This window comes from Bradyrhizobium sp. McL0616 (assembly GCF_049993385.1).
Lineage (GTDB): Bacteria > Pseudomonadota > Alphaproteobacteria > Rhizobiales > Xanthobacteraceae > Bradyrhizobium.
Map to the genome: position 1 here is coordinate 3,175,605 of NZ_CP188255.1, position 26,226 is coordinate 3,201,830.

23 protein-coding genes, 1 pseudogene and 1 riboswitch are annotated in these 26,226 nt (G+C 63.0%); of the genes and pseudogenes, 13 read left to right on the plus strand and 11 right to left on the minus strand.

The window, feature by feature from the left end; genetic code table 11:
• Positions 1 to 34: 34 nt before the first annotated feature.
• Positions 35 to 277: a PilZ domain-containing protein gene (locus tag ACPPVR_RS15035; protein WP_426614973.1), complete on the minus strand. Its 243-nt coding sequence runs from the start codon at positions 275 to 277 to the stop codon at positions 35 to 37.
• Positions 278 to 460: 183 nt separating this feature from the next.
• On the opposite strand from ACPPVR_RS15035, the gene ACPPVR_RS15040 reads away from it, so the two are divergent.
• Positions 461 to 754, plus strand: coding sequence for an HdeA family protein (locus ACPPVR_RS15040; RefSeq protein ID WP_426614974.1), 294 nt, complete (start codon positions 461 to 463; stop codon positions 752 to 754).
• A 114-nt stretch (positions 755 to 868) separates the two neighbouring features.
• On the opposite strand, the gene ACPPVR_RS15045 is transcribed toward ACPPVR_RS15040, so the two are convergent.
• Entirely contained in the window at positions 869 to 1,333 is a 465-nt protein-coding gene (locus ACPPVR_RS15045) for a PaaI family thioesterase (protein WP_426614975.1), read from the minus strand.
• A gap of 360 nt (positions 1,334 to 1,693) precedes the next feature.
• Here ACPPVR_RS15045 and ACPPVR_RS15050 point away from each other — a divergent pair, with 360 nt between their 5' ends.
• Both ACPPVR_RS15050 and ACPPVR_RS15055 read left to right on the plus strand, forming a co-directional pair.
• Positions 1,694 to 1,990, plus strand: coding sequence for a hypothetical protein (locus ACPPVR_RS15050; RefSeq protein ID WP_426614976.1), 297 nt, complete (start codon positions 1,694 to 1,696; stop codon positions 1,988 to 1,990).
• A gap of 100 nt (positions 1,991 to 2,090) precedes the next feature.
• Positions 2,091 to 2,351: a hypothetical protein gene (locus tag ACPPVR_RS15055; RefSeq protein ID WP_426614977.1), complete on the plus strand. Its 261-nt coding sequence runs from the start codon at positions 2,091 to 2,093 to the stop codon at positions 2,349 to 2,351.
• A gap of 175 nt (positions 2,352 to 2,526) precedes the next feature.
• Here the strand turns inward: ACPPVR_RS15055 and ACPPVR_RS15060 are convergent, their stop codons facing one another.
• Together ACPPVR_RS15060 and ACPPVR_RS15065 are read right to left on the minus strand one after the other, a co-directional pair.
• Positions 2,527 to 2,715, minus strand: coding sequence for a hypothetical protein (locus tag ACPPVR_RS15060; RefSeq protein ID WP_426614978.1), 189 nt, complete (start codon positions 2,713 to 2,715; stop codon positions 2,527 to 2,529).
• Positions 2,716 to 4,129: 1,414 nt separating this feature from the next.
• Complete coding sequence (locus ACPPVR_RS15065) at positions 4,130 to 4,297, minus strand: hypothetical protein (protein WP_426614979.1); 168 nt, start codon at positions 4,295 to 4,297, stop codon at positions 4,130 to 4,132.
• A 1,282-nt stretch (positions 4,298 to 5,579) separates the two neighbouring features.
• Here ACPPVR_RS15065 and recA point away from each other — a divergent pair.
• The 4 genes from recA (at position 5,580) to ACPPVR_RS15085 (ending at position 9,805) form a co-directional block, all read left to right on the plus strand.
• On the plus strand, positions 5,580 to 6,668 hold the full coding sequence (gene recA / locus ACPPVR_RS15070; protein ID WP_426614980.1) for a recombinase RecA: 1,089 nt from the start codon (positions 5,580 to 5,582) through the stop codon (positions 6,666 to 6,668).
• A 99-nt stretch (positions 6,669 to 6,767) separates the two neighbouring features.
• Positions 6,768 to 7,751, plus strand: a complete 984-nt coding sequence (locus ACPPVR_RS15075; RefSeq protein WP_426614981.1) for a hypothetical protein — start codon at positions 6,768 to 6,770, stop codon at positions 7,749 to 7,751.
• A gap of 10 nt (positions 7,752 to 7,761) precedes the next feature.
• Positions 7,762 to 8,760 carry a hypothetical protein gene (locus ACPPVR_RS15080; RefSeq protein WP_426614982.1) on the plus strand — a complete coding sequence of 333 codons (999 nt, stop codon included), beginning with the start codon at positions 7,762 to 7,764 and terminating at the stop codon, positions 8,758 to 8,760.
• 61 nt (positions 8,761 to 8,821) lie between these two features.
• Positions 8,822 to 9,805: a hypothetical protein gene (locus ACPPVR_RS15085; protein ID WP_426614983.1), complete on the plus strand. Its 984-nt coding sequence runs from the start codon at positions 8,822 to 8,824 to the stop codon at positions 9,803 to 9,805.
• A gap of 117 nt (positions 9,806 to 9,922) precedes the next feature.
• Here the strand turns inward: ACPPVR_RS15085 and gcvP are convergent, their stop codons facing one another.
• The 3 genes from gcvP to gcvT form a co-directional block, all read right to left on the minus strand.
• Positions 9,923 to 12,787, minus strand: a complete 2,865-nt coding sequence (gcvP, locus tag ACPPVR_RS15090; RefSeq protein ID WP_426616111.1) for an aminomethyl-transferring glycine dehydrogenase — start codon at positions 12,785 to 12,787, stop codon at positions 9,923 to 9,925.
• 162 nt (positions 12,788 to 12,949) lie between these two features.
• A complete protein-coding gene (gcvH, locus tag ACPPVR_RS15095; RefSeq protein WP_426614984.1) occupies positions 12,950 to 13,318 on the minus strand; it encodes a glycine cleavage system protein GcvH in 369 nt (122 codons plus the stop codon).
• Positions 13,319 to 13,328: 10 nt separating this feature from the next.
• Positions 13,329 to 14,477 (minus strand): glycine cleavage system aminomethyltransferase GcvT, encoded by a 1,149-nt coding sequence (gene gcvT / locus ACPPVR_RS15100; protein ID WP_426614985.1) that lies wholly within the window; start codon positions 14,475 to 14,477, stop codon positions 13,329 to 13,331.
• A 146-nt stretch (positions 14,478 to 14,623) separates the two neighbouring features.
• A riboswitch (glycine riboswitch) is annotated at positions 14,624 to 14,712 on the minus strand.
• A gap of 232 nt (positions 14,713 to 14,944) precedes the next feature.
• Here gcvT and alaS point away from each other — a divergent pair.
• Both alaS and ACPPVR_RS15110 read left to right on the plus strand, forming a co-directional pair.
• Positions 14,945 to 17,623, plus strand: a complete 2,679-nt coding sequence (gene alaS, locus ACPPVR_RS15105; protein WP_426614986.1) for an alanine--tRNA ligase — start codon at positions 14,945 to 14,947, stop codon at positions 17,621 to 17,623.
• Between the two features lie 6 nt (positions 17,624 to 17,629).
• Positions 17,630 to 18,856, plus strand: coding sequence for a cyclic nucleotide-gated ion channel (locus tag ACPPVR_RS15110; protein WP_426614987.1), 1,227 nt, complete (start codon positions 17,630 to 17,632; stop codon positions 18,854 to 18,856).
• A 4-nt stretch (positions 18,857 to 18,860) separates the two neighbouring features.
• Here the strand turns inward: ACPPVR_RS15110 and ACPPVR_RS15115 are convergent, their stop codons facing one another.
• Both ACPPVR_RS15115 and ACPPVR_RS15120 read right to left on the minus strand, forming a co-directional pair.
• Positions 18,861 to 19,361, minus strand: a complete 501-nt coding sequence (locus ACPPVR_RS15115; protein ID WP_426614988.1) for a DUF3455 domain-containing protein — start codon at positions 19,359 to 19,361, stop codon at positions 18,861 to 18,863.
• 99 nt (positions 19,362 to 19,460) lie between these two features.
• The gene (locus tag ACPPVR_RS15120) at positions 19,461 to 20,672 is read right to left on the minus strand and encodes an NADP-dependent isocitrate dehydrogenase (protein WP_426614989.1); all 1,212 of its coding nucleotides are present in this window, start codon (positions 20,670 to 20,672) and stop codon (positions 19,461 to 19,463) included.
• Positions 20,673 to 21,011: 339 nt separating this feature from the next.
• On the opposite strand from ACPPVR_RS15120, the gene ACPPVR_RS15125 reads away from it, so the two are divergent.
• The 3 genes from ACPPVR_RS15125 (at position 21,012) to ACPPVR_RS15135 (ending at position 23,666) form a co-directional block, all read left to right on the plus strand.
• On the plus strand, positions 21,012 to 22,208 hold the full coding sequence (locus ACPPVR_RS15125) for a TrmJ/YjtD family RNA methyltransferase (RefSeq protein WP_426614990.1): 1,197 nt from the start codon (positions 21,012 to 21,014) through the stop codon (positions 22,206 to 22,208).
• A 100-nt stretch (positions 22,209 to 22,308) separates the two neighbouring features.
• A complete protein-coding gene (locus ACPPVR_RS15130) occupies positions 22,309 to 23,400 on the plus strand; it encodes a tetratricopeptide repeat protein (RefSeq protein ID WP_426614992.1) in 1,092 nt (363 codons plus the stop codon).
• A gap of 59 nt (positions 23,401 to 23,459) precedes the next feature.
• Positions 23,460 to 23,666 carry a hypothetical protein gene (locus tag ACPPVR_RS15135; RefSeq protein WP_426614993.1) on the plus strand — a complete coding sequence of 69 codons (207 nt, stop codon included), beginning with the start codon at positions 23,460 to 23,462 and terminating at the stop codon, positions 23,664 to 23,666.
• A gap of 210 nt (positions 23,667 to 23,876) precedes the next feature.
• Here the strand turns inward: ACPPVR_RS15135 and ACPPVR_RS15140 are convergent, their stop codons facing one another.
• The gene (locus ACPPVR_RS15140; protein ID WP_426614994.1) at positions 23,877 to 24,260 is read right to left on the minus strand and encodes a nuclear transport factor 2 family protein; all 384 of its coding nucleotides are present in this window, start codon (positions 24,258 to 24,260) and stop codon (positions 23,877 to 23,879) included.
• A 97-nt stretch (positions 24,261 to 24,357) separates the two neighbouring features.
• Positions 24,358 to 25,110 (minus strand): SDR family NAD(P)-dependent oxidoreductase, encoded by a 753-nt coding sequence (locus ACPPVR_RS15145; protein WP_426614995.1) that lies wholly within the window; start codon positions 25,108 to 25,110, stop codon positions 24,358 to 24,360.
• Between the two features lie 114 nt (positions 25,111 to 25,224).
• Between ACPPVR_RS15145 and ACPPVR_RS15150 the strand changes: the two are divergent.
• Positions 25,225 to 26,116 (plus strand): annotated as a pseudogene (locus tag ACPPVR_RS15150) (LysR substrate-binding domain-containing protein).
• Positions 26,117 to 26,226 lie beyond the last annotated feature (110 nt).

Here is a 26,226-nt window from a genome sequence, read left to right on the forward strand (position 1 = left end):
CGTGCGATGCGAACCGTTGTTCACATCGCACGCACTATTGCACGAAGGCGAGGCCGACGCGCTTGTCGCTGCGCCACACGGTGCGGCAATTTCGGATGAAATGATCTCGCGAAATCGACAGCGTGAACGACTGCGGCAACATGACGGGGCCGTCGAGATCGATCGCGGCGCCGCTCGCCGAAATGTTGCGCACCGTGCACGCAATACCGCTGTTTTCAAAGGTGATCGTGCCACCCTTGAAAACCCGGTGCCGCTGCGCTGCACGCTTCTCGATCATTCCCATTAATCCATCATGACGATTGTAAAGTAGTGCATAGAAATTACGTTGAAATAAACTCAATACTGGCGCTACTTGCGCAGCGCTTCAGACTTCGTTTACGAAACTGAAGTGGAGAATCCCTCCGCCGACTTTTCCCACAAAGCCTTTCCTTTATGGCGTCCCGCGCCAATGGAGTTTCTGATGAAGACCACGCTTTCGATTTTGTTCGCCGCAGCCCTCTCGCTGTCGTCCATGCCCGCCCACGCCACCAAGCTCGATCTCTCGACCATGAGCTGCAAGCAGTTTCTTGAGAGCGGTGACGACACCATCAAGCTGGTGCTGACCTGGATGGACGGCTGGTACAAGGGCGACGAGGACAACGCGATCATCGACACCGATGTGTTCGTCGAAAACGCCAAGAAGTTCGGCACTTATTGCGGTAACAATCCGACGGTGAGCATCGTCACCGCGGCCGACGAAGTGCTCGGCAAGTAAGGTTTGAAACGCGACGCCTTGGAGACTGTTACCGCTTCGGTCTTCTGCGTGATTTCCATCGAGAGCCGCGGTGCGCTTTGCACTCACTGCGGCTCTCGTTGTTTCGGATCCGGCTCATCCCGGCAGCATCGCGAACGCGCTCGACACCATCGCCACCGGCTTGTTGTCGGTGGCGGAGAGCAGGGTGACGCGGCCGAAGCTCATGGTCCGCCCGAGCCGCACCACGCGCGCATCCGCCAGTACGTCAGATGAAGAGACCGCGCGCATGAAATGCGTGGTCTGGTCGACCGTGGTCATCGGACGATAGCCGCGATTGGCGGCCAGGTTCGCGATTACCATCGCGGTGTCGGCGAGCGCCATCAGCGCCTGGCCGCACACCACGCCGCCGTTCCGGCACAGCCGTTCCGAGAATGGCATGCGCAACAGAGCACCCGGCTGCCAGTCCGGTACATCCGGCGGCGGCACGTGATCGATACTTTCGACGGAGAGGTTGAGATCCTGGACCCAGGGCGCAAAGACCTCGCCGAGTATGCGTCTGGCGTCGGCGATGCCGAAATCGGCTTCTGGCTCCGATGGCATGGGTGGTCGTTTCCTGGTTGTTGCCGGATGTTTCAGGTCATTCTGCCCGCTTTGGCGCGGCAAAGTCACCCAGTCTCCCGCTGGCCCGTCGGCTTGAAAATGCCTGACTTCGTCCGATATGATGCCACGCTTGGAGCGGGTGGACGATGTTGCGTCGATGTGTCCTAGTGTTTTGCCTGGCCGCGCTCGGTCTGGCGCTGAACGGTTGCACCAGGTGCGGCCCGATCTGGGACGACTGGCTGCATGAGCCGAAATCGTGCAGATCGGATCGGGTCTGACGGGCCTGGAGCGTTGCCCAAGGCAATCTCGATGACAAGGTGCGGGCGATCCGCCCCTCTATGGATGATCAAGGAGTAAGTGATGAAGCTTTTCCGTATGGCGGCGGTGCTGCTGGCTGTGTTGGCGGGACCGGCCTATGCGCAAATGCCCAATCTCAATTTGTTGCAGGAAGGCCCGGGCAAGACCCCTGAGGAAAAGGAGGCGGAGGCCGAGCGCGACAAGGCCTACAAGGAAACGCTGAAGAAGATTCCGGACGCCAAGGCGTCCAACGATCCTTGGGGCGGCATGCGTTCAGACCCGCCGAAACAGCCCGCACCGAAGGCGTCGGCCGTGACCAGCGCGCCAAAGAAGACCAAGGCCGGCACTGCCGCCAACTGACTGTGGTCCCGGCCGGGGGCGGTGACGTCTCCGGCGGGACTCCTCTTCGCCCGGCCGGTCTCCTACATTCCATGCCAGTGTTGCGTTGAGGAGGCAGGAGATGGCGGACCGTCCGCGGGATCTCGCCGAGCGGATGGCGCGCCGGCGCAGGGAGTCCGCCAAACCGGGCGACAAGACCAGGGCCGGCGACGGCTATTTGCGCGAGAGCTTCACCTTGCCGCGCGCCGCGGCGCGGGCAAAAGCGCAGGCCTTCTTCGCCCGTTACCCCAAGGCCGGCTATATGAGCGAAGTCGAGAACTGGCGCGAATTGCCCGGCGGCGACATCGAATTCACCATGCGGCGGCTCCCCACCGCCGACTAGCGTCGGTCCGGCCTCGCTAGTCGACGGATTCGGCGACGATGCGGATCCGGAATACCGGCTCCTTGGCCTCGTCGAGCAGATCCATGTGGCCGAATCGCGATCGGCAAACTCGGTCGCATGGTCGGCGTAGCCGGAATAACGGCCGTTCCGGATTCGAAAGAAATAGAGCGGCTGTTCAAGCCGTCTCGCGCCCGATGGCCTTCAGCTCCCGATCGATGCGCAGTTGCACGCGACGGATCGCCAGAAGGTCGATCTTCGTCTCGGTCTTGCCCGTCTTGATCTCGTCGCCGATCCGGAATTGCCACTGCCAGACGCCCGGGATCGCCGTCTTCGCGACCGTGAACTCCACGCCCCTGTGATTCATGGTCACCTCCACGATTCACTTTCCATGTCGGCTAACATGTTGGGCGTCACAATATTCCATCGACAAGCACAATTTGCTGTTAAGCCGTGGATAGTTCACGGAAATCCGGAAAGCGCGCGCGGTCCGAAACAAGCGAAATCAGATTCCGAAAGGCGGAAGCCGTCGCACGCGTGGAAGGCCGTCATCGCCGGGGCGCGCTTGTGTGAGGGGGCGGCGGGCCTCCTGCTCGGGAACTCTGATCAAGGCTGGAGAACCACGGAACATTTCACGTACGCGCTGGCCCCAGCGCGCGATTATTTGACGGGTCTCGCCTGCATTTTGTGGAAGCATTTTTCGCGCGCGAAATCGACGCCGCAGCCGCTCGCATTGAATGTGCGTGTCGTGCCCTTTTCCACTTTTGCGTGCGCGGCGACTATGCTCTGGTCAGGAGGCGGCACGAGCCCGCGTCGTGGAAGAGGAAGACGTGAACTGGCTAAGACATCTCGTTCGGCGATGGTGCACCAGAAATTTCTCGCTGGCCTGTCCGCGGTGTGGGCAGCCCGCTTCCTCCGACGTGTTCAAGCAAAGACGCTTCATGCTCGGTGACGAGAAGCTCGTCTGCGAGCAGTGCGGCGAGACCAGCCTCGTCACGCTCTGGCGGTTCGAAGGCTTGTCGCGCCGGTCCGATACTGGCGCGCGGCACGAAAAAACCCCGCCAGGGGAGAGCCGGGCGGGGTGAGAGGTTATTGGAGGCTGAGGTGCTGGGCTGCAACACCATAGCCGCCTGACCCTAGCCGGCTCAGCTTACGACAGCCTGACAAGCAGGGACGGATCTGATCCAAAATACAGGGGCCCGGCTGTGTTGTTTTGCGGGCGCAGAAACAGAAAACCCCGCTCGGGGCCGAGCGGGGTCGACTGGGTATGGAGGCCCGGTGTTGGTCCACCGGGCAGCGCAAAGGCTAGACGAGTCTGCTGACAGACGCCTTACGCAAGCTTGCGCAACCTTGCGGGCCGGCGCTCTCTCACGTCCAAATTCAGACATCCGATCGCACAACTTCGGACACATCCGTTGGCGAGACTTCGAGCGCACGGCGAAGCCATGGGGGAAACGTGGCGCGCCGATAGCGGGGTGGCATCATGGATAAGGTAGAGCGGTCATTTGCCGCCGCGACGGCGGCTGGCTTTGTGGTGTTGGTCATCGGCATCGTGCTGCTGGTGGTGATGTAGGGATTGCGGCCTGGAGGGCGGCCGAAACAAAAAACTCGAAAACAACCCCATGCACAGTAGGTCGCTGGGCGATTTTGCTGCTTGGTCAATGACTTAATCTTGGTATTTAAAAATCGCGCAGAACCGGCCTCGGCGCTGTGCATGCCGACGCGCGATGCCGGGGCCCCTCGTGCCTGCGGCCAACTTTCTGCCGCCCGTCCTGGCGGGCCTAGTGCACGTTGATCTCGTTCAGCGGAAGCTGGAGTTCGGCGGCGCGCTCTTCGCGGTCCTTCTTGCGGAACTCGTTTTCCTTGCGTTCGAACTTCACCATCTCCTCATGCGCCGCCTCCAGCAAATGATTGCGCCTGATCGCATCGTGATGCGCGTTGTCCGTCATGACCCAAGTCCTCACTGTGGCGGTGCCATCCCGTAAAAGCCGGACACCGCAGAAAGGTTTCGGTGCCGCAGGATTATGGAATGATGACGGCGCGCGGCCCATCTGTCTTTGATGCGCGTCATCTTCAGTCGTACTGGGGCTGATGTAGTACGATGAGATCGCGAACGAAGGCGGCTCTCTTGAAAGAGTCGACTCGATGTCAAAAGAATCCGTGACCAGCGATTTGTTCGACCGATGGGAGTTGGTCTGGCACGAAGACCGACACGATCTGGCCGCCAACCGAGGCGGCCTCTCGTCATCTCTGAGCCAACGGCCCTAGTGGCAGGGTCTCCCCAGCATCTGGGCGTACCGGCTATGGCAGCCGTCGTGCATCTGCCACTTCTTCGTAATTTTGGGACCGGCTTTCGGAGCGCACGATGTCTGCGCTTGCGCCGATACCGAGCCGGCGAAGATGACCAGTGCGAGAGCGATCGTGACAATCGACTTCATCACTCCTCCTGAGATTGTTCGAGCAAGACGATTTGTAGCGCTACAAATAAAGCGTTACAAGCCGTAGCATTAAAATGCAAGCTTGTGACCTCCCAGATTCAAGCCGGGAGACGCGGGCAATCCCAAAGTCCGGGTGCTGTCCCAATTAGGACACTGGCTATTTCGGATTAGGACACGTCGCTTCTACATAGGCACATGCGCACCACCGCGATCAGTGCTTGCGTGGCTCTCTTGGCGCTTTTCAGCCCCCGAAGCGCCAAGCAAAAGCGCCGCCCGCTTAAATGTCGCGCGGGCGGCGGCTTTCCAGCCCCGGGAGGGAAATTGTAAAATCCCGATACCGATGTGTCTGCATGTGTTGTGCCAAGGTTCATGTCCCGGGACGGGACACCCGCGGAGGGGGATAGGACACTGGGAAATTTGCGGGACCCGCGCTATGCGCGGAGAGGGAGCCGAAAGTGCCGCTATTGCCATATCAAGGGGCGCTAACCGAGGCGGCCTTACCTAATGCGTGTTCCGCTTTTAAATACACGGTTTAATACATACAGAACAAACCAGGTACGATTATATCACAACCTGTTCTGGGCCGGAGAACAGCCGGTCTTGTCCCGGTTCCGCAAATCAGGACACTCCCAAATCCAATTTAGGACACTAGGGGTTCAAACAGGCCAACGCCCAATTCCGAAAAAGAACATATTGCGAACCCGGAACAAATGAGGTACGTTGCTTTTATCGACAGCCCGCCCGCCAATCGTTTGTCCCGCACCCGAATCCTCGCCATAAGGAGCACGACCCGATGTCCACCACTGCGCTGCGTATCGTCGAAGGATCCTCCATGGACAAGAGTAAAGCTCTGGCCGCCGCGCTCTCCCAGATCGAGCGCCAGTTCGGCAAGGGCTCGGTGATGAGGCTCGGCAAGAACGACCGTTCGATGGATGTCGAGGCGATCTCCTCGGGTTCGCTGGGGCTTGATATTGCGCTCGGCATCGGCGGCCTGCCGAAGGGGCGCGTCGTGGAAATCTACGGGCCGGAATCCTCGGGCAAGACCACGCTGGCGCTGCACACGGTGGCGGAAGGGCAGAAGAAGGGCGGTATCTGCGCCTTCATCGACGCCGAGCATGCGCTCGACCCGGTCTATGCGCGCAAGCTGGGCGTCAATATCGATGAGCTCCTGATTTCGCAGCCGGACACCGGCGAGCAGGCGCTGGAAATCTGCGACACGCTGGTGCGCTCGGGCGCGGTGGACGTGCTGGTGATCGATTCGGTCGCGGCGCTGGTGCCGAAGGCCGAGCTCGAGGGCGAGATGGGCGATGCGCTGCCGGGCCTCCAGGCCCGTCTGATGAGCCAGGCGCTGCGCAAGCTGACGGCCTCGATCAACAAGTCCAACACCATGGTGATCTTCATCAACCAGATCCGCATGAAGATCGGCGTGATGTATGGCTCGCCGGAAACCACGACCGGCGGCAATGCGCTGAAATTCTATGCCTCGATCCGTCTCGACATCCGCCGCATCGGCGCGATCAAGGAGCGCGACGAAGTGGTCGGCAACACCACCCGCGTCAAGGTGGTGAAGAACAAGCTGGCACCGCCGTTCAAGCAGGTCGAGTTCGACATCATGTACGGCGAGGGCGTCTCCAAGATGGGCGAGATCCTCGATCTCGGCGTCAAGGCCGGCATCGTCGAAAAGTCCGGCGCCTGGTTCTCCTATGACAGCCAGCGTCTCGGTCAGGGCCGCGAGAATTCGAAAGCGTTCCTGAAGGCCAATCCCGATATCACCGCCAAGATCGAGACCTCGATCCGCCAGAACTCCGGCCTGATCGCCGAGCAAATTCTCGCCGGCAGCCCCGAACGCGACGCCGACGGCGAAGAGCCGGCGGACGAGTAAACCTAAACGCGAAGAGTTTTTCGCGAGGAGCGGGCGTTGAGGACGTTGAGTTGCCGACGTCTTCAGCGCCTGTTTCGTTTTGCCTGGAGTATTTAGGCGATGAAGCGTGTGATTCTGACGGGTCCGTCCGGCCTCGATCTCATGCACTCGGGTCTTGCCGATGTCGTCATCCCATTCATGTTCCGTTGCGTCGATGGGCCGCTGCCTCTCAACGAACTTGCAGTTTATGTCGCCGCTCACTCGGAAACAGCGAAGCCTGGGGCTCACTGGTCAGACTTCGTCGGACGTTGGCCGCAAGATGCTGAAGATCGCAGCGATCTCTCGCTGACCGAGTTCTCCCAACACTACAGCGTCGTGGAATTGTGGTTCGATCGGACCCCAAATGATCAACTCCAGCTGATCTGGCTGCTCGATTATCTCCGCTCCCATCCAGAGATGTTGGCCAAGTCAAAGCTACGACTGATTGCCTTCGATCTCATCTCACAGGAGGCGGCGAACATTGGTAAGTCGCTGTCCTACATTCCCGCTATCGATATCACTTCGGATGAACTCGAAACGGCAAGGTTGACTTGGCAAGCCTACCTCGCGCCAACGCCTGAGGCCTGCGTCGATCTCGTTCACGGGGATCTGAGTGCCTTGCCGATGCTAAGACTGGCCTTGATCGATCTGCTCGCGGAGCTTCCATCGAATTCGACGGGGCTTGGCGCGACGGAGATGCGGTTTCTGGAGCTCATTGCCCGAGGCTATGAGCGGACGAACGCGCTGTTCCACCTGCGTAGTCTTCGCCGTACGCGCGTTTTTAGCGAGTTTGAGTTGGGATGGTTGCTCCACGCACTTGCGTTAGGTCCGAGACCCGTGATTGCAGGGCTGGATGAGGAATTGCGTGCAATCGACCGGGAGAATCTGAGGGCGCGGCAGGACGCTTATCTGCGTAGCCGGCTGTCGTTGACCGAGTTCGGAAAGGCTGTCCTGGCCCATCAGGAGGATTTCAGCCGCCACAATCCGATCGATCGCTGGTGGGGCGGCACGCATCTGACCAATGATCGGCTGTGGCGCTACGGTTCTGTTTTAACGAAGCCTTGAGGCAGCGAACATGACGCGGCTCATTGTCACGACAGACTCGTCCACCGCTGGCGCCATCCAGCGCGCCGGCCTTGCGGATCTCGTGATTGCAATTGAGCGCCGGCTGGTCTGGGGGGCGTTGCCGTCGGATGCCGAGCTCGACGCGTTCTTTGCGCCGCGTAGGACGCAGCCACACGGCCTTCGTTGGCTCGACGATACGCCGTCCTGGCGCCTCGAGGAATTGGGTGCGCAGGATCGCGGATTGATCGAGTTGTTCCCTGAATGTGACTCGAGCGAATTGTGGGTGGGATCAGAGCCAATTGCGCAATTAATTCTGCTCTGGATGCTTGACCATTGCGGCTGCAAGAGAGCGGCGGTTTCGAAACTCGTTGTGCGTCAGCTAGACATTGCCTTTGGTGGCGCCGATCCGGAGCGACCTGAGAAGTTAAATCCCCCGACTGCCAAGCCCTCGCAAGATCACCTTGAACTGGCCGGTCGTGCATGGCAAGCCTATCGTGCGCCGACGCCGCAGGCTTGGTTTGACCTCCTCAGAGCGGATTTGAGTCTGCTTCCGCAGCTTGAGCGGTGCGTGGTTGATCTGCTCGAAGAGCTTCCGAACGTCACCACTGGTCGTGGAGCCACGGAAACGCGAATACTTGAGCTAGTTGCGCCAGGCGAGGCGCAGCCCTTTGACGTCTTCCCGGGACATCAGAAAGGCAACGAACGGCGCGTCTTCGATTACTGGGAAGTTGGATCGCTGCTTGATGGGCTCGCGCGGTGCGAGAGGCCGGTGGTGTCGGGACTGGATGAAGGCCCGTTTTCCCCGGACATGCACAATGATTCAGGCCGCCTCGATCGTTACAAAGGATCGCGATTGTCGCTCACCGAGTTCGGCAAGGCGGTGCTGGCGGGCGACGAGAATTTTCGCCGCCACAATGCGATCGATCGCTGGTGGGGCGGCACTCACCTGACCAACGAGCGGCTCTGGCGATGGGATGCGGAGAGCGGCTCACTGGTTGCGCCTGGCTAGGGTATTCCGTGTTGCTTTCGGCATTCATATTTTGCGTGTTTGTTTTGCTCGAGAGGCGATCGTGTCACATTTGATCCTGACGACAAATGACCTTTCGGCTTATCGATTGCAGCCGACGCTTTTGGCGAATGAGGTCGTTGGCTTTGACCTTCGCCTTGTGCCGGGGATGCTGCCGTCGGAAGCCGAGCTTGCGATCTTGCTGGAGCCGCGCTCGACGAAACACGACGGTGACGGCAAGCATTGGCTTGATCATTGTTGCCGCATGGGGGCTCGTCGATCCACCAACAGAGATCGTGGTCTTCTCGAGTTCTGCGACCGGTTCGATTCCATCGAAATCTGGGCCGACCCACAAGCCAATGATCAGCTCATCCTCGTCTGGTTGCTCGACGTGCTTCGTCCCCACAAGGAGGTCATTTCGAAGCTGAGCCTGGTTCAGGCCGACGACAGAATCGCGAACTACCGCCCGGACTCCCTGGCTCGGTGGAAGCTGCCGGTGCTCAAGATCTCGGACCGTCATCTGGCGCTCGCCAGCAAGGCATGGCAGGCCTACCGGGGCCCGGCGCCGCAGACGTGTTTCGACCTGCTGCTGCAGGATACGACGATCCTTCCCCGACTTCGCCCCGCGATGATTGCGCTATTCGAAGAGCTCCCCGATAGCTCGAACGGTTTGGGCGCGACCGAGCAGAGGATGCTGGAATATCTTGACGACGGATGCACCGATCCGCGCGAGCTGCTTTATGCCGCTCATTTCCGAGAGATATTTAACGAGCGCGAGGCGATGGATCTATTCGATGAACTGGCACAGTGCCCGCAGCCGCTTGTCTTCGGTCTCGGCGAAACTCCGTTCGACAAGAGCGAGGAGGCTCGTTGGGGTCGGTACAAGAACGGCAAGGTTGCGCTCACCAAGCTTGGGCAGGCCGTTGTAGAGGCCGAAGATGACTTCTCCCGGCATAACTCTATCCATCGCTGGTGGGGCGGCACTCACCTGACCAACGAGCGGCTGTGGCGATGGGATCGCGAGACGCGTTCGCTGGTAGCGCCCTAAGTTCAGACCGTAGGGTGGATTAGCCGAAGGCGTAATCCACCGCTGTTCGTCTCTGCGGAAGCTGATGTGGTGGGTTACGCCTTCGGCTAACCCACCCTGCGAGACCTCCGTAGCGCCTTACTCCGCCGCTTCCGCGTAATCGCTCACCGGCGGGCAGGAGCACACCAGATTGCGGTCGCCATAGACGTTGTCGACGCGCCCCACAGGGCACCAGTATTTGTCGGTGCGCGAGGTGCCTGCGGGGAAGCAGCCCTCGGCGCGGCTGTAGGCGCGGGTCCAATCGTCATCCGCAATGTCGTGCACCGTATGCGGCGCGTGACGCAGCGGCGACGCTTCGATCTTGAAGCGGCCGGCCTCGACCTCGGCGATCTCCTTTCGGATCGCGATCATGGCATCACAAAAACGGTCCAGCTCCGCCTTGGATTCCGATTCGGTCGGCTCGATCATCAGCGTGCCCGGCACCGGAAAACTCATGGTCGGGGCGTGGAAGCCGTAATCGATCAGGCGCTTTGCGATGTCGTCGACGGTGACGCCGCTGGTTGTCTTGAGCGCGCGGGGGTCGACGATGCACTCATGCGCGACGCGGCCTTTCTCGTTCTTGTAGAGCACCGGGAAGTGCGCATCGAGCCTTGCTACGACGTAGTTGGCGTTGAGGATCGCGATCTCGGTCGCGCGCTTCAGGCCTTCGCCGCCCATCATCAGAATGTAGATATACGAGATCGTCAGGATCGACGCCGAGCCGAACGGCGCGGCCGAGACCGGGCCGATTGGCGCGTCCCCATTCGTTGCGGGATGGCCCGGCAGGAACGGCTTGAGATGCGCCTTGACGCCGATCGGGCCCATGCCCGGGCCGCCGCCGCCATGCGGGATGCAGAAGGTCTTGTGCAGATTGAGATGGCTGACATCGGCGCCGTAATCGCCCGGCCGGGACAGGCCGACCTGCGCATTGAGGTTGGCGCCGTCGAGATAGACCTGGCCGCCATGGCCATGCACGATGTCGCAGATCTCGCGGATGTGCTCCTCGAACACGCCATGCGTCGAGGGATAGGTGATCATGACCGCGGCGAGATTGGCCGAGTGTTTCTCGGCCTTGGCGCGGAGATCATTGACGTCGACGTCGCCGTTCGCCTCACAAGCGACCACCACCACGTCCATGCCGACCATCGCGGCCGAGGCCGGGTTGGTGCCGTGGGCGGAGGAGGGGATCAGGCAGATCTTGCGATGGCTCTGCCCACGCGCCGCATGATAGCCGCGGATTGCGAGCAAGCCGGCATATTCGCCTTGCGCGCCGGAATTGGGTTGCAGCGAGATCGCGTCATAGCCGGTGATGTCGCACAGCCACTTCTCCAGCCGTGCGAACAGCGCGTGATAGCCCTCTGCCTGCTCACGTGGCGCGAAGGGATGCAGGGAGCCGAACTCCGGCCAGGTCAGCGGCATCATCTCGGTGGTCGCGTTCAGCTTCATGGTGCAGGACCCGAGCGGAATCATCGCGCGGTCGAGCGCAAGGTCGCGATCGCTGAGCTTGCGCATGTAGCGCAGCATCTCGGTCTCCGAGCGATGCGCGTGGAACACCGGATGGGTGAGGAAATCAGTGGTGCGCTTCAGCGCGTCAGGCAGCGCCTCGCGCGTGGTCGCATCTAACTCGGCGTAAGTGAGCTTGCCGCCGAACGCGCGCCAGACCGCTTCCACCGTTGCAGGCGTCGTGGTCTCGTCCAGCGCGATGCGCAAGCTGCCATTGCCGAGGCCGAGATTGATCTTCTCGGCCGCCGCGCGCGCGACGATCTCATCGCGCTTGCCGCCGGCATCCACGCTGAGCGTGTCGAAGAATCTTTCGGACTGCGGCGCAAAGCCGAGCTTGCGCAGGCCGGCGGCGAGCACGGCGGCGCGGCGATGAACATTGCGCGCAATCTGGATCAGGCCCTCGGGGCCGTGATAGACCGCATACATCGAGGCGATCACGGCGAGCAGCACCTGCGCGGTGCAGATGTTGGAGGTCGCCTTCTCGCGGCGGATGTGCTGCTCGCGGGTCTGCAGCGCGAGGCGATAGGCGGGTTGCCCACGCGAATCCACGGAGAGGCCGACGATGCGGCCGGGCAGCGAGCGCTTCAATGCATCACGCACCGCCATATAGGCCGCGTGCGGCCCGCCATAACCCATCGGCACGCCAAAGCGCTGCGCCGAGCCGATCGCGATGTCGGCCCCGAGCTCGCCGGGCGAGGCGAGCAGCGTCAGTGCCAAGAGATCGGCGGCAATGATCGCGAGCGCGCCCTTGGCCTTCAGTGCTGCGATCGCGGGCCGCAGATCGCGCACTGCGCCCGATGAGCCCGGATATTGCAGTAGCGCGCCAAGCACGTCACTCTTGTCGAGATCGGCGAGGGGATCGCCGACGATCAGGGTCCACCCTAAGGGCTCGGCGCGGGTGCGCATCACCGCGAGTGTCTGCGGATGCACGTCCTTGTCGACGAAGAAGGCTTTCGCTTCGACCCGCGAGTGCCGCTCCGCGAGCGCCATCGCTTCGGCCGCCGCGGTCGCCTCATCGAGCAGCGAGGCGTTGGCGACGTCGAGCCCGGTGAGATCGCAGATCATGGTCTGGAAGTTGAGCAGCGCCTCCAGTCGGCCCTGGCTGATCTCGGGCTGATAGGGCGTGTAGGCCGTGTACCAGGCCGGATTTTCAAGAATGTTGCGCTGGATCACCGGGGGCAGGATCGTGCCGGAATAGCCTTGGCCGATCAGCGAGGTGAAGACCTGGTTCTGGGCGGCAAGCTCGGCCATATGCGCGATCGCCTCGGTCTCGCTCAAGGGCTTGCCGAGATCGAGCGGGGCGGCCTGCCGGATCGAGGCCGGCAGCGTTTCCCCCATCAGCGCGTCGACGCTTCTAGCGCCGACGGTCTCCAGCATCGCGGTGACGTCGCGCGCGGAGGGGCCGATGTGGCGGCGAACGAAGGAGGCGGTGTCGCCGTTGGATTTGCGGTGCGCGGTCATCATGGGTCCTCGCTTTAGATATCGCTGTCGCCGTCATGCCCCGCGAAGGCGGGGCATCCAGTAATCGCGGGCGTTCGTGATTGAGCCGATCGGCTGCGGCGTACTGGATCATCCGCCTTCGCGGATGATGACACTGAGAATGAGGTTAGAGTCTGCTTCATCTCACGCCGTGTGTGCCTTGTAGGCGGCTTCATCCATGAGGCCGCCGAGCTCGCTCTTGTCGGCAATCTTGATCTTGAAGAACCAGGCTGCGCCTTGCGCATCCGAATTCACCAGCGCCGGCTCACCACCGAGCGCGGCGTTCACCTCGAGCACTTCGCCAGAGATCGGCGCGTAGACGTCGGAGGCGGCCTTCACGGATTCCACGACGGCGGCGGCTTCGGCTTTCTTCAGCGTGCGGCCGACCTTGGGCAGCTCGATGAACACGACATCGCCGAGCTGCGACTGCGCGTAGTCGGTGATGCCGACGGTGGCGACGTCGCCGTCGATGGCCAGCCATTCATGGTCGGAGGTAAACAGCGTCGTGGTCATTTTCTTGTCCTCAGCGTTTGTAGGTGTTTTTCACGAAAGGCATGGCGGCGACCTGCACGGCCAAGCGCTGGCCGCGCACCTCGGCGAAGATTGCTGTGCCGAGCGCGCTTTGGCTCGTGGGCACATAGCCCATCGCGACCGGCGCGTTCAGGCTCGGGCCGAAGCCGCCCGATGTGACCTTGCCGATCGGCTCGCCTGCGGTTGCGTCTGCAAACAGCAGCGCTCCCTCGCGCACCGGCGCGCGGCCTTCGGTGCGCAGGCCGACGCGGCGGCGGCTCGCGCCCTCATCGAAATGAGCAAGAACTTTCTCGGCGCCGGGAAAGCCACCGGCGCGGGCACCGCCCGTGCGGCGGCTCTTTTGCACCGACCATTCCAGAGCGGCTTCGACCGGCGTGGTCTCGGTGTCGATGTCATGGCCGTAGAGACAGAGCCCGGCTTCCAGCCGCAGGCTGTCGCGGGCGCCGAGCCCGACCGGCAGCACGTCTGTGGTCTCCAGCAGCGTCCTGGCGAGGCGTTCGGTGTCGCCTGCGGGAACCGAAATTTCAAAACCGTCCTCGCCGGTGTAACCGGAGCGCGAGACGAAGCAGTCGATGCTGGCAACCTTGTGCGGGCCGGCGTCCATGAACTTCATGGTGGGCGCCTCTGCACAGAATTTCGCCAGCACCGATTCCGCCTTCGGTCCCTGCAACGCAATCAGGGCGCGGTCGCTCAGCGAATCAATGATGCAGTCGTCGGACAGATTCGCGCGCAGATGCGCCTCGTCTTCGGCCTTGCAGGCGGCATTGACGACGAGGAACAGATGATCGCCGAAATTGGCGACCATCAGATCGTCCAGAATACCGCCATCCACATTGGTGAACTGGGCATAGCGCTGCCGCCCCGGTGCAATTGCGACGATATCCTGCGGCACCAGCCGCTCCAGCGCGCGGGCGGCGTCCTCGACCTTGCCCGACTTCGGCCGGAGCGCGATCTGTCCCATGTGGGAGACGTCGAACAGACCGGCGGAGCTGCGGGTATGCAGATGCTCTTTCAGCACGCCCGCCGGATATTGCACGGGCATGTCATAGCCCGCGAACGGCACCATCTTGCCGCCGAGCGACACATGCAGCGCGTGAAGGGGCGTACGTTGAAGGGAATCTCGGTCGTCGCGTGCAAGCATCACAGGGGGCCCTCGGCGGTTCCCCGAGGAGGATTCCCCGTGGACACCAGTCGAAGCCCCATCTGTCGCTGTGCCTGAGAGTATTATCCCGTCGGCGGACGCAGTCCGAGCCTTAAGCCCGTCGGCGCCTCTTTCCAGATGCTGTCAAAGCCACGCGGTCCTTTTGCCTGAGAGTTTCCGGGGCGGTTGCTCCTTCGGCGCCGGCACCAGTGCCGGTCTCTCCCGACGTGGCCGTACGATACAGATGGGTAGAGACCACAGCCCGGCCAAGCCTGTCAACGCGCGTTCGGTGCCTTTCAACGGGATTGCAACGGGATTACGCGCCTGCGGCAACCCTCTGATCTCTCTGCACAGTTTCTGGACAGCGAAGCTGGCCTTGTCTAAAAGCGCTTCTGTCCGCAGATATCAGCCCAAACCCGCGGTTTGGATGGCGTAAAGCGGGCCCAGGCACACCCGATGGGATGAACATGAGCGGCGTCAACGAGATCAGGTCGACCTTTCTGAACTTCTTTGCCGAGAACGGCCACGAGATCGTGTCGTCCTCGCCATTGGTGCCGCGCAACGACCCGACCTTGATGTTCACCAATGCCGGCATGGTGCAGTTCAAGAATGTCTTCACCGGCGTCGAGAAGCGGCCCTATCAGCGCGCCACCACCTCGCAGAAATGCGTGCGCGCCGGCGGCAAGCACAACGACCTCGACAATGTCGGCTACACCGCGCGCCATCTCACCTTCTTCGAGATGCTCGGCAACTTCTCGTTCGGCGACTATTTCAAGGAGCGCGCGATCGAGCTCGCCTGGACGCTGATCACCAAGGAATACGGGCTCAAGAAGGACAAGCTGCTCGTCACCGTCTACCACACCGACGACGAGGCGGCAGGCCTCTGGAAGAAGATCGCCGGCTTCTCCGACGACCGCATCATCCGCATCCCGACCTCGGACAATTTCTGGGCGATGGGCGACACCGGCCCGTGCGGCCCGTGCTCGGAGATCTTCATTGATCGCGGCGAGCACATCTGGGGCGGCCCTCCGGGTTCTCCGGAGGAAGACGGCGACCGCTTCCTCGAATTCTGGAATCTCGTGTTCATGCAATATGAGCAGGTGACGAAGGAGGAGCGCGTGGATCTGCCGCGTCCCTCGATCGACACCGGCATGGGCCTTGAGCGCATGGCCAGCGTCATGCAGGGCGTCGACAGCGTGTTCGAGACCGATCTGTTCCGTCACCTGATCGATGCGACGTCGTCCGCGCTCGGCAGCGGACCGAACGAGCAGACCGTGGCCTCGTTCCGCGTCATCGCCGACCATCTGCGCTCGTCGGCCTTCCTCGTCGCCGATGGTGTGCTGCCCTCGAACGAGGGCCGCGGCTACGTGCTGCGACGGATCATGCGCCGCGCCATGCGCCATGCGCAGCTGCTCGGCGCGAAGGATCCGCTGATGCATCGCCTGGTCTGGGCGCTGGTGCGCGAGATGGGCCAGGCCTATCCCGACCTGATGCGCGCGGAAAATCTGATCGAGGAAACGCTGCGGCTGGAAGAGACCCGCTTCCGCAAGACGCTGACGCGCGGCCTCGCCATCCTCGACGAAAAGAGCGCGTCCTTGAAGAAGGGCGACATGTTCGACGGCGACGTTGCCTTCACGCTGTACGACACCTACGGTTTCCCGCTGGACCTGACGCAGGACGCGCTGAAGTCGCGCGGCATCAGCGTCGACCAGGCCTCGTTCACCGATGCGATGGAGCGCCAGAAGGCCAAGGCGCGCGCGTCCTGGGCCGGCTCGGGCGAGGCGGCCTCCGAGGCGATCTGGTTCCCGCTGCGCGAAAAGCTCGGGGCCACCGAATTTCTGGGCTACGAGACCGAGAGCGCCGAAGGCGTGGTCTCGGCGCTGGTGAAGGACGGCAAGGAAATCGACAGCCTCAAGGCCGGCGAGACCGGAGCGCTGCTGCTGAACCAGACGCCGTTCTATGCGGAATCCGGCGGCCAGGTCGGCGACACCGGCGCGCTGACGGGCGAGGGCGGCATCAAGTTCCGCGTCACCGACACGCAGAAGAAGCTCGGCGATCTCTTCGTTCACGTCGGCACGGTCGAGAGCGGCGAGCTGAAGCTCGGCACCGCGCTCCAGCTCGAGGTCGATCACGGCAGGCGCTCGTCGATCCGTGCGCATCACTCGGCGACGCATCTCATTCACGAGGCGTTGCGCCAGGTGCTCGGCGACCACATCGCCCAGCGCGGCTCGATGGTCGCGCCTGACCGCCTCCGCTTCGACTTCGTGCATCCGAAGCCGATCACGGCGGAGGAGCTTGCCCGCGTCGAGGACATCGCCAACGATGTGGTGCTGGAGAACGACGAGGTCACGACCCGCGTCATGGGCGTCGATGAAGCGCGTGAAGCGGGGGCGCGCGCCCTGTTCGGCGAGAAATATGGCGACGAGGTCCGCGTCGTCTCGATGGGTCGGACCGCGCGCGAGCGTGGCGTCAACGCGCTCGGCTGGTCGGTCGAGCTCTGCGGCGGCACCCATGTCAGGCGTACCGGCGATATCGGCCTGATCACGCTGACCGGCGAGAGCGCTGTCGCCTCCGGCGTGCGCCGCATCGAGGCTTTAACCGGCAACTACGCGCGAAAACACGCCAACGAGACCATGGCGCTGGCCAAGACCGCCGCCAACGAGCTGCGCACCTCGATCGACGACGTCCCGGCGCGCATCACAGCGCTGATGGACGAACGCAAGAAGCTCGAGCGCGAGCTGTCGGACGCGCGCAAGAAGCTCGCGATGGGCGGCGGCGCGGCGAGCGGCAATGGCGCAGCCACGGGCGTGCGCGAAATCGGCGACGTCAAGCTCATGGCGCGCGCAGTCGAGGGCATCGAGATGAAGGATCTCAAGAGCCTTGCGGATGACGGCAAGAAGCAGATCGGCTCCGGCGTGGTCGCGATCGTCGGCGTCACCGAGGATGGCAAGGCCGGTGTCGTGGTCGGCGTCACCGCCGACCTCGTCTCGCGCTTCAACGCCGTGAACCTCGTGCGCGTCGCCTCCGAGGCGCTCGGCGGCAAGGGCGGCGGCGGCCGGCCCGACATGGCCCAGGCCGGCGGTCCCGACGGCGCCAATGCGGCGGCGGCGCTGACCGCGATCGAAAAAGCGATGGCGGGCGCTTAAAGCCCGATGGGCCTCGTTCCGCGAGGACGTGGCTTGCGCGATCCCGATTTGCGGGATCGCCTCTACGAACTGCTGGAGCACGATCCCTTGGCCTATTCGGCCGGATCGCGCTTCATCCAGATCATCATCAGCGTCATCGTGCTCGATGTTGCCGCGATGATCCTGGCGTCAGTGCCGGAGCTGGACGCGCAATTCGGCACGTTGTTCTCGGCAGTCACAATCTTCTCCATCATCGTGTTCGCGCTGGAATACGCCGCGCGGACGTGGACCGTGGCGGGCCACACGCCGCGCAAGGGTTCGCCGCTCGCCGATCGATTCAGCTACGCTTTCTCTGCGCTCGGCATCATCGATCTCCTGGCGTTCCTCCCCGCCGCGATCGTTCTGGCCACGGGCCGGCACGCGACGCTGGCCGCGCTCGGCGTGCTGCCGTTCTTCAAGCTCATTCGCTATTCGCCCGCGATGCGCTCGCTGCTCGCCGCCGTGCACGCCGAGCGGCGGGCGCTGATCGGCTGCATCGTGATCCTGACCGGCGTGGTCTTGACGTTTGCCTCGCTGCTCTACGCCATCGAGCGCGACGTGCAGCCGGACAAGCTCGGCACCATTCCGCAGGCGATGTGGTGGGCGATCGTGACGCTCGGCACCGTCGGCTATGGCGACGTCGTGCCGGTGACGGCGCTCGGAAAATTCGTCTCGGTATTCGCTATCATCAGCGGCTTTGGCATGATCGCGCTGCCGGTCGCGATCATCTCCACCGCCTTCGCCGAGGAGGTGAAGCGGCGCGACTTCGTCGTGACCTGGGGCATGCTGGCGCGGGTGCCGCTGTTCTCGCATCTGTCGGCAGCGGAGATCGCCGACATCATGCGGCTGCTCCGGGCGCGCACCATCGAGCAGGGCGAGATATTGGTGCGGCGTGGGGACGCCGCCTCGTCGATGTACTTCATTACCGCCGGCGAGGTCGAGATCGCGCTGCCGAACCAGCAGGTGCGGCTCGCTGACGGCACTTTCTTCGGCGAGATCGCGCTGCTGCACAAAACCAAGCGCAGCGGCACTGTCACCGCGACGCGCAAGACCCGTCTGTTGCTGCTCGATGCCCAGGACTTTCACGCCCTGATCGAGCGCATGCCGACGCTCGCCGCCCACGTCCACCAGACCGCGAAAGCGCGGCTGGAGGAGACCGGCGATCTCGCGGCGGCAGAGCTTGCGCAGGCGGAGCGCGAGGGCACCGACCGCTGAGCGGTCAGCCCTTCTTCAGGAAGACGTACTCCGCCGAGTAGGGCGCGCTTTTGAATTCGCCGGCCTTGTCGCAAGAACCCTCGAGCTTGCCGCCATGGGTGTTGATGCGCTGGACGGTGGTGATCGGCGTCAGCACGCCGCTGCCGCGGCGGGAGGCGACTTCCAGCTTCAGCCAGGCGATGTCGGCGGCCGTCGCGCCGGGCGCGTTGCCGATCGCCTTGCCGGCCACCGCGCTGCTGTCGGCGAGCTCCCAATTCGGGCCGGCATAGTGGCGTCCGACCGTCTTGCCCTCGGAGAAGAGCGTCGCGATCGGCTCGCGGAACGACCAGGCGAGCTTGCCGTCGGTGCCGGCCTTGCATTCATAGACCTGCGCACCCTCGGCGTGGACGCTGAGCACGAGGGTCTCACCGGGCGCGGCGATGGCGTCGGGGAGGGTCTCCGCCGCCACGGCCGGTCCGATCAGGGCCGCGAGCAGCAGGGTGGGGGCAGCAAGCTTGATGGACATGGTGGTCTCCGCAAAAGCTCTCAAAAAACGAACGGGCCGCGCTTGAGACGCGGCCCGTGATGATGGCTGGCCCAGTCGGGCGAAATTGCGGACGGCAGCTTACGCCAACGCCTTCGTGAGATTCTCGGCGACCTTGTCAAGGAAGCCGGTGGTCGAGAGCCAGCGCTGGTCGGCGCCGACCAGGAGCGCGAGGTCCTTGGTCATGTAGCCTTCCTCGACGGTGTCGACGCAGATCTTCTCCAGGGTGTTCGCGAACTTGGCGAGCTCGGTATTGTTGTCGAGCTTGGCGCGGTGCGACAGGCCACGGGTCCAGGCGAAGATCGACGCGATCGAGTTGGTCGAGGTCTCCTTGCCCTTCTGGTGCTCGCGGTAGTGGCGGGTCACGGTGCCGTGAGCGGCTTCGGCTTCCACCGTCTTGCCGTCGGGGGTGAGCAGCACCGAGGTCATCAGGCCGAGCGAGCCGTAGCCCTGCGCGACCGTGTCGGACTGCACGTCGCCGTCGTAGTTCTTGCAGGCCCAGACGTAGCCGCCGGACCATTTCAGCGCCGAGGCGACCATGTCGTCGATCAGGCGGTGCTCGTAGGTCAGGCCCTTGGCCTCGAACTCCTTCTTGAACTCGCGGTCGTAGATGTCCTGGAAGATGTCCTTGAAGCGGCCGTCATAAACCTTGAGGATCGTGTTCTTGGTCGACAGATAGACCGGGTAGTTGCGCAGCAGGCCGTAGTTGAGCGAGGCGCGGGCGAAGTCGATGATGGAGTCGTCGAGATTGTACATCTGCATGGCGACGCCGGCGCCCGGGGTCTTGAAGACCTCCCTCTCGATCACGGTGCCGTCCTCGCCGACGAACTTCATCGACAGGGTGCCCTTCCCCGGGAACTTGATGTCGGTGGCGCGATACTGGTCGCCATAGGCATGGCGGCCGATGATGATCGGCTTGCTCCAGCCGGGAACCAGGCGCGGCACGTTCTTGCAGATGATCGGCTCGCGGAAGATCACGCCGCCGAGGATGTTGCGGATGGTGCCGTTCGGCGACTTCCACATCTGCTTGAGGTTGAACTCCTTCACCCGGGCTTCGTCCGGGGTGATGGTGGCGCACTTGACGCCCACGCCGACCTTCTTGATGGCTTCGGCGGCGTCGATGGTCACCTGATCGTTGGTTTCGTCGCGGTATTCCATCCCCAGGTCGAAATAGAGCAGCTCAACGTCAAGGAACGGGTTGATCAGCTTGTCCTTGATGTACTGCCAGATGATGCGGGTCATCTCGTCGCCATCGAGTTCGACGACAGGGTTGGACACCTTGATTTTTGCCATGATCGGGAAAGCCTCTTGGGAACGGCGCTTTTGGCGCGCCACGGGAATATCCGCCGCGTCTTAGCACCGCCGCGCGGCGGGCGAAAGCCAAGGGATTATGCACTTTTAGCTCATCCAGCTTCCACAGATGGGGGGCGGGGAGCCGCCCAGCCGCGGGGGCGGCCTGAAGTTTCAGGCGAGATTCAAAAGTCGAATCCAACCCGTTATTTCCCTTGAGAATTTCGTCAGGACAGGCAAACGACAGGCGAACGGGCAAAGCCGGCCCTAGGCCAGCTTTGAATCAATGCCTGAAGAGCGCCTCTCCAAGGCCTTGGAGAGGCAGCATGAAAGCGAAACGAGATGTCGGGGACTGACAAGAGCAAGGCGGGCCTCGCCCTCGACGGTCCCATCGTGATCCTGGTCGAGCCACAGCTTGGTGAGAACATCGGCATGGCCGCGCGCGCCATGGGCAATTTTGCGCTCAGCTCCTTGCGCATCGTCAACCCCCGCGACGGCTGGCCGAACATCGCCGCCCAGCGGGCGGCGGCCGGCGCCGACTATATTTTGGAAAAGGTCGAATTGTTCGACACGGTCGGTGAGGCCGTCGCCGATCTCGACCTGCTGTTCGCCACCACCGCACGCCCCCATGACCAGGCCAAGCCGGTGGTCGGGCCCGAGGCCGCCGCAGCCGAGATTTCGGGGCACGTTGCGACAGGGGGCAAGGCCGGCATCCTGTTCGGCCGGGAGCGCTGGGGGCTGACCAATGAGGAGGTCGGGCTCTCCAATCGCATCATCACCTTCCCGGTCAATCCGGGCTTTGCCTCGCTCAACCTGGCCCAGGCCGTGCTGCTGGTCGGCTATGAATGGTTCAAGCGGGCGACATCCGGCGAGCTGCCGCACGGCATGCCGGAGCGGTCCGAACGCGCTTCGCAGCATCAGATCCAGGCCTTCTTCGACAATTTGATCCGGGAGCTCGACAAGGTCGAATTCCTACGGCCGGCGGAGAAGCGCGACACCATGCTGGTGAATTTGCGCAACATCTTCACCCGCATGGACCCGACCAAGCAGGACATGCACACCCTGCACGGCGTAGTGATGGCGATCGCGGAAGGCCGCAAGGGCCCGGCCAAGGGCGGCGTGCTCGATGGCGAACAGGCGACGCGGCTGCGCGCGCTGCTGGCCGAACACGGGCAGGGCGGCGCGCCCGACAGCGGCAGCACGGTGCGCGGCCTCGCGCGGCTGCTCCGCCGCAACCCGACCGACGCCGAGCGCTTGCTCTGGCAGGCCCTGACCCGTGATCGCCGTTTCGCCGGAGCGTTCAAGCGCCAGACCCCGGTCGGCCGCCACATCCCGGACTTCGTCTCGTTCCCGCACCGGATCGCGATCGAGCTGGTCAACCCGGGCGAAGGCGAGACGATCGCTGCCGACCGCGCATCGCGGCGGTCGTGGCTGGAGGCGCGGGACTATCGCGTGCTGGAGATCCGGGCGGCGGATGTGGAGCGGGATCTGGAGACAGAGCTGGTGCGGCTTCAGGGGATGATTGAGCAGAGCGAGTAGGTCTGAGCCGGCTGGCGCCTCAGCAATCGTTGCAACCAGGGGCTGTGCAGAAGCACGGACGGTTGCTATGATAAATCCTGGGAATTAATCTGGGTGCCTCATGATTGGAATGATCAGCCGCGTGCTCGCTTGCGCGGCGATTGGTTTGGCCGTTCTTGCGTTTGTCTCTCCCGCGACTGCAGATGATTCCACCACGGACTGGAAATGCACCGCGACCACGGAAGTCCCGATCGACGAGCGCATCGCTGCGTGCACCTCCGTGCTGGACTCCGGAAAATTCGGCCAGCAAGGCGCGATCAGGGCCCACTTCAATCGTGCCGCGGCCTACAACAAGAAGGGCGAGTACGAGCATGCGATTGCCGACTACGATGAGTTGATCAGGCTCTACCCGCAGAACATGTACGCCTACTACTGTCGTGCGTATTCGCACTATCAGCTAGGCGATTACGACCATGCTCTGGCGGATTACGATCAGGTCATTCGGCTGAGCCCCAGGAACCTGCGTGCTTACTACAGTCGTGGGGTTACGCATATGAAAAAGGGCGATTTAAACAGAGCGATCGCCGACTATGGCAAGGTGATCGAATTCAAATCTGATCCGCCCCGGGCCATCGCTGGTGCGGAGGGAGCTTATTACAACGGCGGCGATCTGGCTCCTGCCTCCTCCAATCAGGCTGTCCCGTCCAATTCGACGTACGCGGCCGCCTATCTGGCGCGGGGAGCTGCGCAGAGCAGGAAGGGTAACAGTGAGGATGCGATCGCGGATTACGAGCGGGCGATGCAACTCGATCCAAACTATCGGGTCGCGTACGTCTACCGTGCGGCTGAATACAGGGCCAAACCTGATCTTACGCGGGCGATGGCCGATTGCGATCGCGCGGCGTCGCTCGAACCGAAAGATGTGTACACCCACGTCTGTCGTGGCTTGACCTTTCTGGCTATGGGCGATTCAGAGCGTGCCATTGCGGCGTGTGACCGAGCGATCGAGCTCAACCCGAAGGTGGCCACCTCTATCGTCCATGTGCCATGGCACAGCTCCAGGCCGGTTCGCTTGGGCAGGCGATCGCCTATCTCGATCGGTCGAGGGAGCTCGATCCCAAGGAGCCCTACGCTGCGATCTGGCGCGAGATCGCAGGCTGGCGCAGCAATGCACCGGGCACTCTGTCAGAGGCAACTGCCAAGCTCGATATGACCAAATGGCCTGCGCCTGTCGTCCGGCTCATGTTGGGGACGATGACGGCTGATGAGGTAATGGCCGCGGCCGACGATCCCGATCCGGTCAAGAAGAAGGGCCAGATCTGCGAAGCGAATTTCTTCACCGCCGAACTCGCTTTGCAGCGTGGCGTGAAGGAGGAGGCGCGGCGGCTTTTCGGACTGGCCCTTGCCGATTGCCCGCCGACGTTCGTGGAAGCACAGGCGGCCGCGGCCGAGCTCAAGCTGCTCGGTGCGAGTCCCTAGCGAAGTTCGGGCACGATGCAGTCTGGTTCGAACGACATCGTACGGTGGGCAAAGTGAAGCGTGCCCACTATGTCACTCAACAAAGGCTGAGACAGGAGTGGGGGGCACGGCGCTTCGCGCCTTTGCCCACCCTACGAAATGCTTGCGCGCATGGATGATCGCGGAGGGCTCGGCTGCCTCGTAGGGCGGTAGCCTTCCGCGAGCCAGCATTCATTTGCCGGGCTGGTCGAGGAACACATAGAGCGCGGCGATCCTGCCATGCTCCACGATGATGACGTCCCATCCGGTGTAGTCCGGTGCTTCGTCGCGGGGACCTGATGTCCAGGCCAATCGACCGGCATTGTGAAGCGCCTGAGGCTCGCCTGTTGGCGTGTAGACGAAGTGGGGATGCGCGGCGCGCAGCTCCCCTGCAAATTTGTCGATCGCGTCGTGGCCGACAATGACGCCTGGCGGGATGTACAGGGCGGCGTTCTCCATCCAGAGCTCGTCGATTGCGGCGCGGCGGCGCTTCGCGTCGCCCTCGCTGAAAACCTCCTGAAGGTTGCGGCGAAGCAGTTCGTGGATGCGATCCGTCGATTCATTGGTGCGGGTCATCGTCTCTTTCTCCAAATTCCATAAGCGTCGTAGGGTGGGCACGGCGTTTTGCGCCTTTGCCCACCCTACGAATTATGAGCTGTGCACGGATCGCGCTTCAGATCTGAGCCTGCCCGCCATCGACGAAGAGCTCGACGCCGTTGACGAAGCTTGCGTCGTCGGAGGCCAGGAACAGCACGGCTTTGGCGATCTCCTCGGGCTGGCCGACGCGGCCGGCCGGGATCAGTCCCGCAAGATAAGTCTTCGTGCCTGCTGCCTGCTCGTCGCCGCCGAACAGCTGGTTCAGCGCTGGAGTATCGGTGACGCCGGGGCTGATCGCGTTGACGCGGATGTGCCGGTCCTTGAGGTCGAGGATCCAGTTGCGCGCGAAGTTGCGCACGGCGGCCTTGGTCGCCGAATAGACGCTGAAGGCCGGCGTCCCCGAGATGCTGGTGGTCGACGCGTTCAGCACGATGGAAGCGCCTTCGCGGAGCAGGGGCAGCGCCTTTTGAACGGTGAAGAGCACGCCCTTCACGTTGGTGTCGAACGTGCGCTGATAGTGTTCCTCGGTGATCGCGCCGAGCGGTGCGAACTCGCCGCCGCCGGCATTGGCGAAGATCACGTCGATCTGCTGGTGCTTTTGCTGGACGGCGTCGTAGAGGCGGTCGATGTCGGCGAGATTGGCCATGTCGCCCCGCACACCGGTCACGCGACCACCGATCGATTTTACCGCCGCGTCGAGCGCGTCCTGGCGACGGCCGGTGATGAACACCGAGGCGCCTTCAGCCGCAAACGCCTTTGCGGTGGCGAGGCCGATGCCGCTCGTGCCGCCGGTCACCACCACGACCTTGTTGTTGAACCTATCAGTCATCGTCCGTCTCCTTCGAAGCATGTGGCGAAAGCGCCGTTGCCCGTCGTAAATGCCTACGGAACGATGATGCGGGTAGTTGGCGGATATGGTACTCAGCGTTCTATGAGAGGAACGATGAAGGCCGATCTGAACGACTTTGCCTATTTCGCCGAGGTTGTCGGGCATGGCGGGTTTGCCGCCGCCGGGAGGGCCCTGCGCGAGCCGATCAAAACTCAGCCGGCGGATTGCCGGGCTCGAGGAGCGCCTTGGCTTGCGCCTCATCGAGCGGTCCAGCCGACGTTTTCGCGTCACCGAGGTGGGGCAAGCCTTCTACGAGCGCTGTCGTGCGATCCTGGCCGAGGCCGAGCAGGCCGAGGCGCTGGTGACGCAAGCGCAGGCCGAACCTCACGGCCGCATTCGTTTCAGCTGTCCAACCGGCATGGTCGCGGAAATCTCCGCGCTCACATCGAGCTTCCTGATCCGCTATCCCAAGGTGCGACTGCAACTCGTCGCCATCGATCGGCCCGTCGACCTCATCGACGAGCGGATCGACGTTGCCTTGCGCGTTCGGTCCGAACTCACGGGCGATGCAGCGCTCACCATGCGGTCGCTCGGCACGTCGACGCGCATCCTTGTCGCGAGCCCTCAGCTCGCAAACCGGCTGCGAACGCTGGACGACCTGACCGCGCTTCCCATTCTGGCGACGTCAGACAATGACGTCCTGGTCGAATGGCATCTGCAGACGGACGATGGGCGGGCTCGCGTTCTCAAGCTTGAACCGCGCATGGGATGCGGTGACTTCGGCGCGGTGCGCGATGCGGCTGTCGCCGGCCTCGGTGTTGCGCTCTTGCCCGATGACCTCTGTCGGGACGCGCTTTCGCAAGGCAAGCTCGTGCATGTGCTCAGGGAATGGCGCGGTCACCGTGGCATGGTGCATCTCGTCTTCACGACACGACGCGGCCTGCCTCGTGCCGTTCGCGCGCTGATCGATCATCTGGCGGCTGGATTTTCCAAGACGGCGGTGTAGGGCGAACTCTTGGACGGTCTCGTAGGGTGGGCAAAGGCGCATGGCGCCGTGCCCACGACTTTTTGTGCCGGAGAGAGATCGTGGGCACGCTTCGCTTTGCCCACCTACGA

Coding starts and splice junctions, on each gene's coding strand:
- ACPPVR_RS15035 (WP_426614973.1), bottom strand. CDS start 277: ATGATCGAGAAGCGTGCAGCGCAGCGGCACCGGGTTTTCAAGGGTGGC.
- ACPPVR_RS15040 (WP_426614974.1), top strand. CDS start 461: ATGAAGACCACGCTTTCGATTTTGTTCGCCGCAGCCCTCTCGCTGTCG.
- ACPPVR_RS15045 (WP_426614975.1), bottom strand. CDS start 1,333: ATGCCATCGGAGCCAGAAGCCGATTTCGGCATCGCCGACGCCAGACGC.
- ACPPVR_RS15050 (WP_426614976.1), top strand. CDS start 1,694: ATGAAGCTTTTCCGTATGGCGGCGGTGCTGCTGGCTGTGTTGGCGGGA.
- ACPPVR_RS15055 (WP_426614977.1), top strand. CDS start 2,091: ATGGCGGACCGTCCGCGGGATCTCGCCGAGCGGATGGCGCGCCGGCGC.
- ACPPVR_RS15060 (WP_426614978.1), bottom strand. CDS start 2,715: ATGAATCACAGGGGCGTGGAGTTCACGGTCGCGAAGACGGCGATCCCG.
- ACPPVR_RS15065 (WP_426614979.1), bottom strand. CDS start 4,297: ATGACGGACAACGCGCATCACGATGCGATCAGGCGCAATCATTTGCTG.
- recA (WP_426614980.1), top strand. CDS start 5,580: ATGTCCACCACTGCGCTGCGTATCGTCGAAGGATCCTCCATGGACAAG.
- ACPPVR_RS15075 (WP_426614981.1), top strand. CDS start 6,768: ATGAAGCGTGTGATTCTGACGGGTCCGTCCGGCCTCGATCTCATGCAC.
- ACPPVR_RS15080 (WP_426614982.1), top strand. CDS start 7,762: ATGACGCGGCTCATTGTCACGACAGACTCGTCCACCGCTGGCGCCATC.
- gcvP (WP_426616111.1), bottom strand. CDS start 12,787: ATGACCGCGCACCGCAAATCCAACGGCGACACCGCCTCCTTCGTTCGC.
- gcvH (WP_426614984.1), bottom strand. CDS start 13,318: ATGACCACGACGCTGTTTACCTCCGACCATGAATGGCTGGCCATCGAC.
- gcvT (WP_426614985.1), bottom strand. CDS start 14,477: ATGCTTGCACGCGACGACCGAGATTCCCTTCAACGTACGCCCCTTCAC.
- alaS (WP_426614986.1), top strand. CDS start 14,945: ATGAGCGGCGTCAACGAGATCAGGTCGACCTTTCTGAACTTCTTTGCC.
- ACPPVR_RS15110 (WP_426614987.1), top strand. CDS start 17,630: ATGGGCCTCGTTCCGCGAGGACGTGGCTTGCGCGATCCCGATTTGCGG.
- ACPPVR_RS15115 (WP_426614988.1), bottom strand. CDS start 19,361: ATGTCCATCAAGCTTGCTGCCCCCACCCTGCTGCTCGCGGCCCTGATC.
- ACPPVR_RS15120 (WP_426614989.1), bottom strand. CDS start 20,672: ATGGCAAAAATCAAGGTGTCCAACCCTGTCGTCGAACTCGATGGCGAC.
- ACPPVR_RS15125 (WP_426614990.1), top strand. CDS start 21,012: ATGTCGGGGACTGACAAGAGCAAGGCGGGCCTCGCCCTCGACGGTCCC.
- ACPPVR_RS15130 (WP_426614992.1), top strand. CDS start 22,309: ATGATTGGAATGATCAGCCGCGTGCTCGCTTGCGCGGCGATTGGTTTG.
- ACPPVR_RS15135 (WP_426614993.1), top strand. CDS start 23,460: ATGGCCGCGGCCGACGATCCCGATCCGGTCAAGAAGAAGGGCCAGATC.
- ACPPVR_RS15140 (WP_426614994.1), bottom strand. CDS start 24,260: ATGACCCGCACCAATGAATCGACGGATCGCATCCACGAACTGCTTCGC.
- ACPPVR_RS15145 (WP_426614995.1), bottom strand. CDS start 25,110: ATGACTGATAGGTTCAACAACAAGGTCGTGGTGGTGACCGGCGGCACG.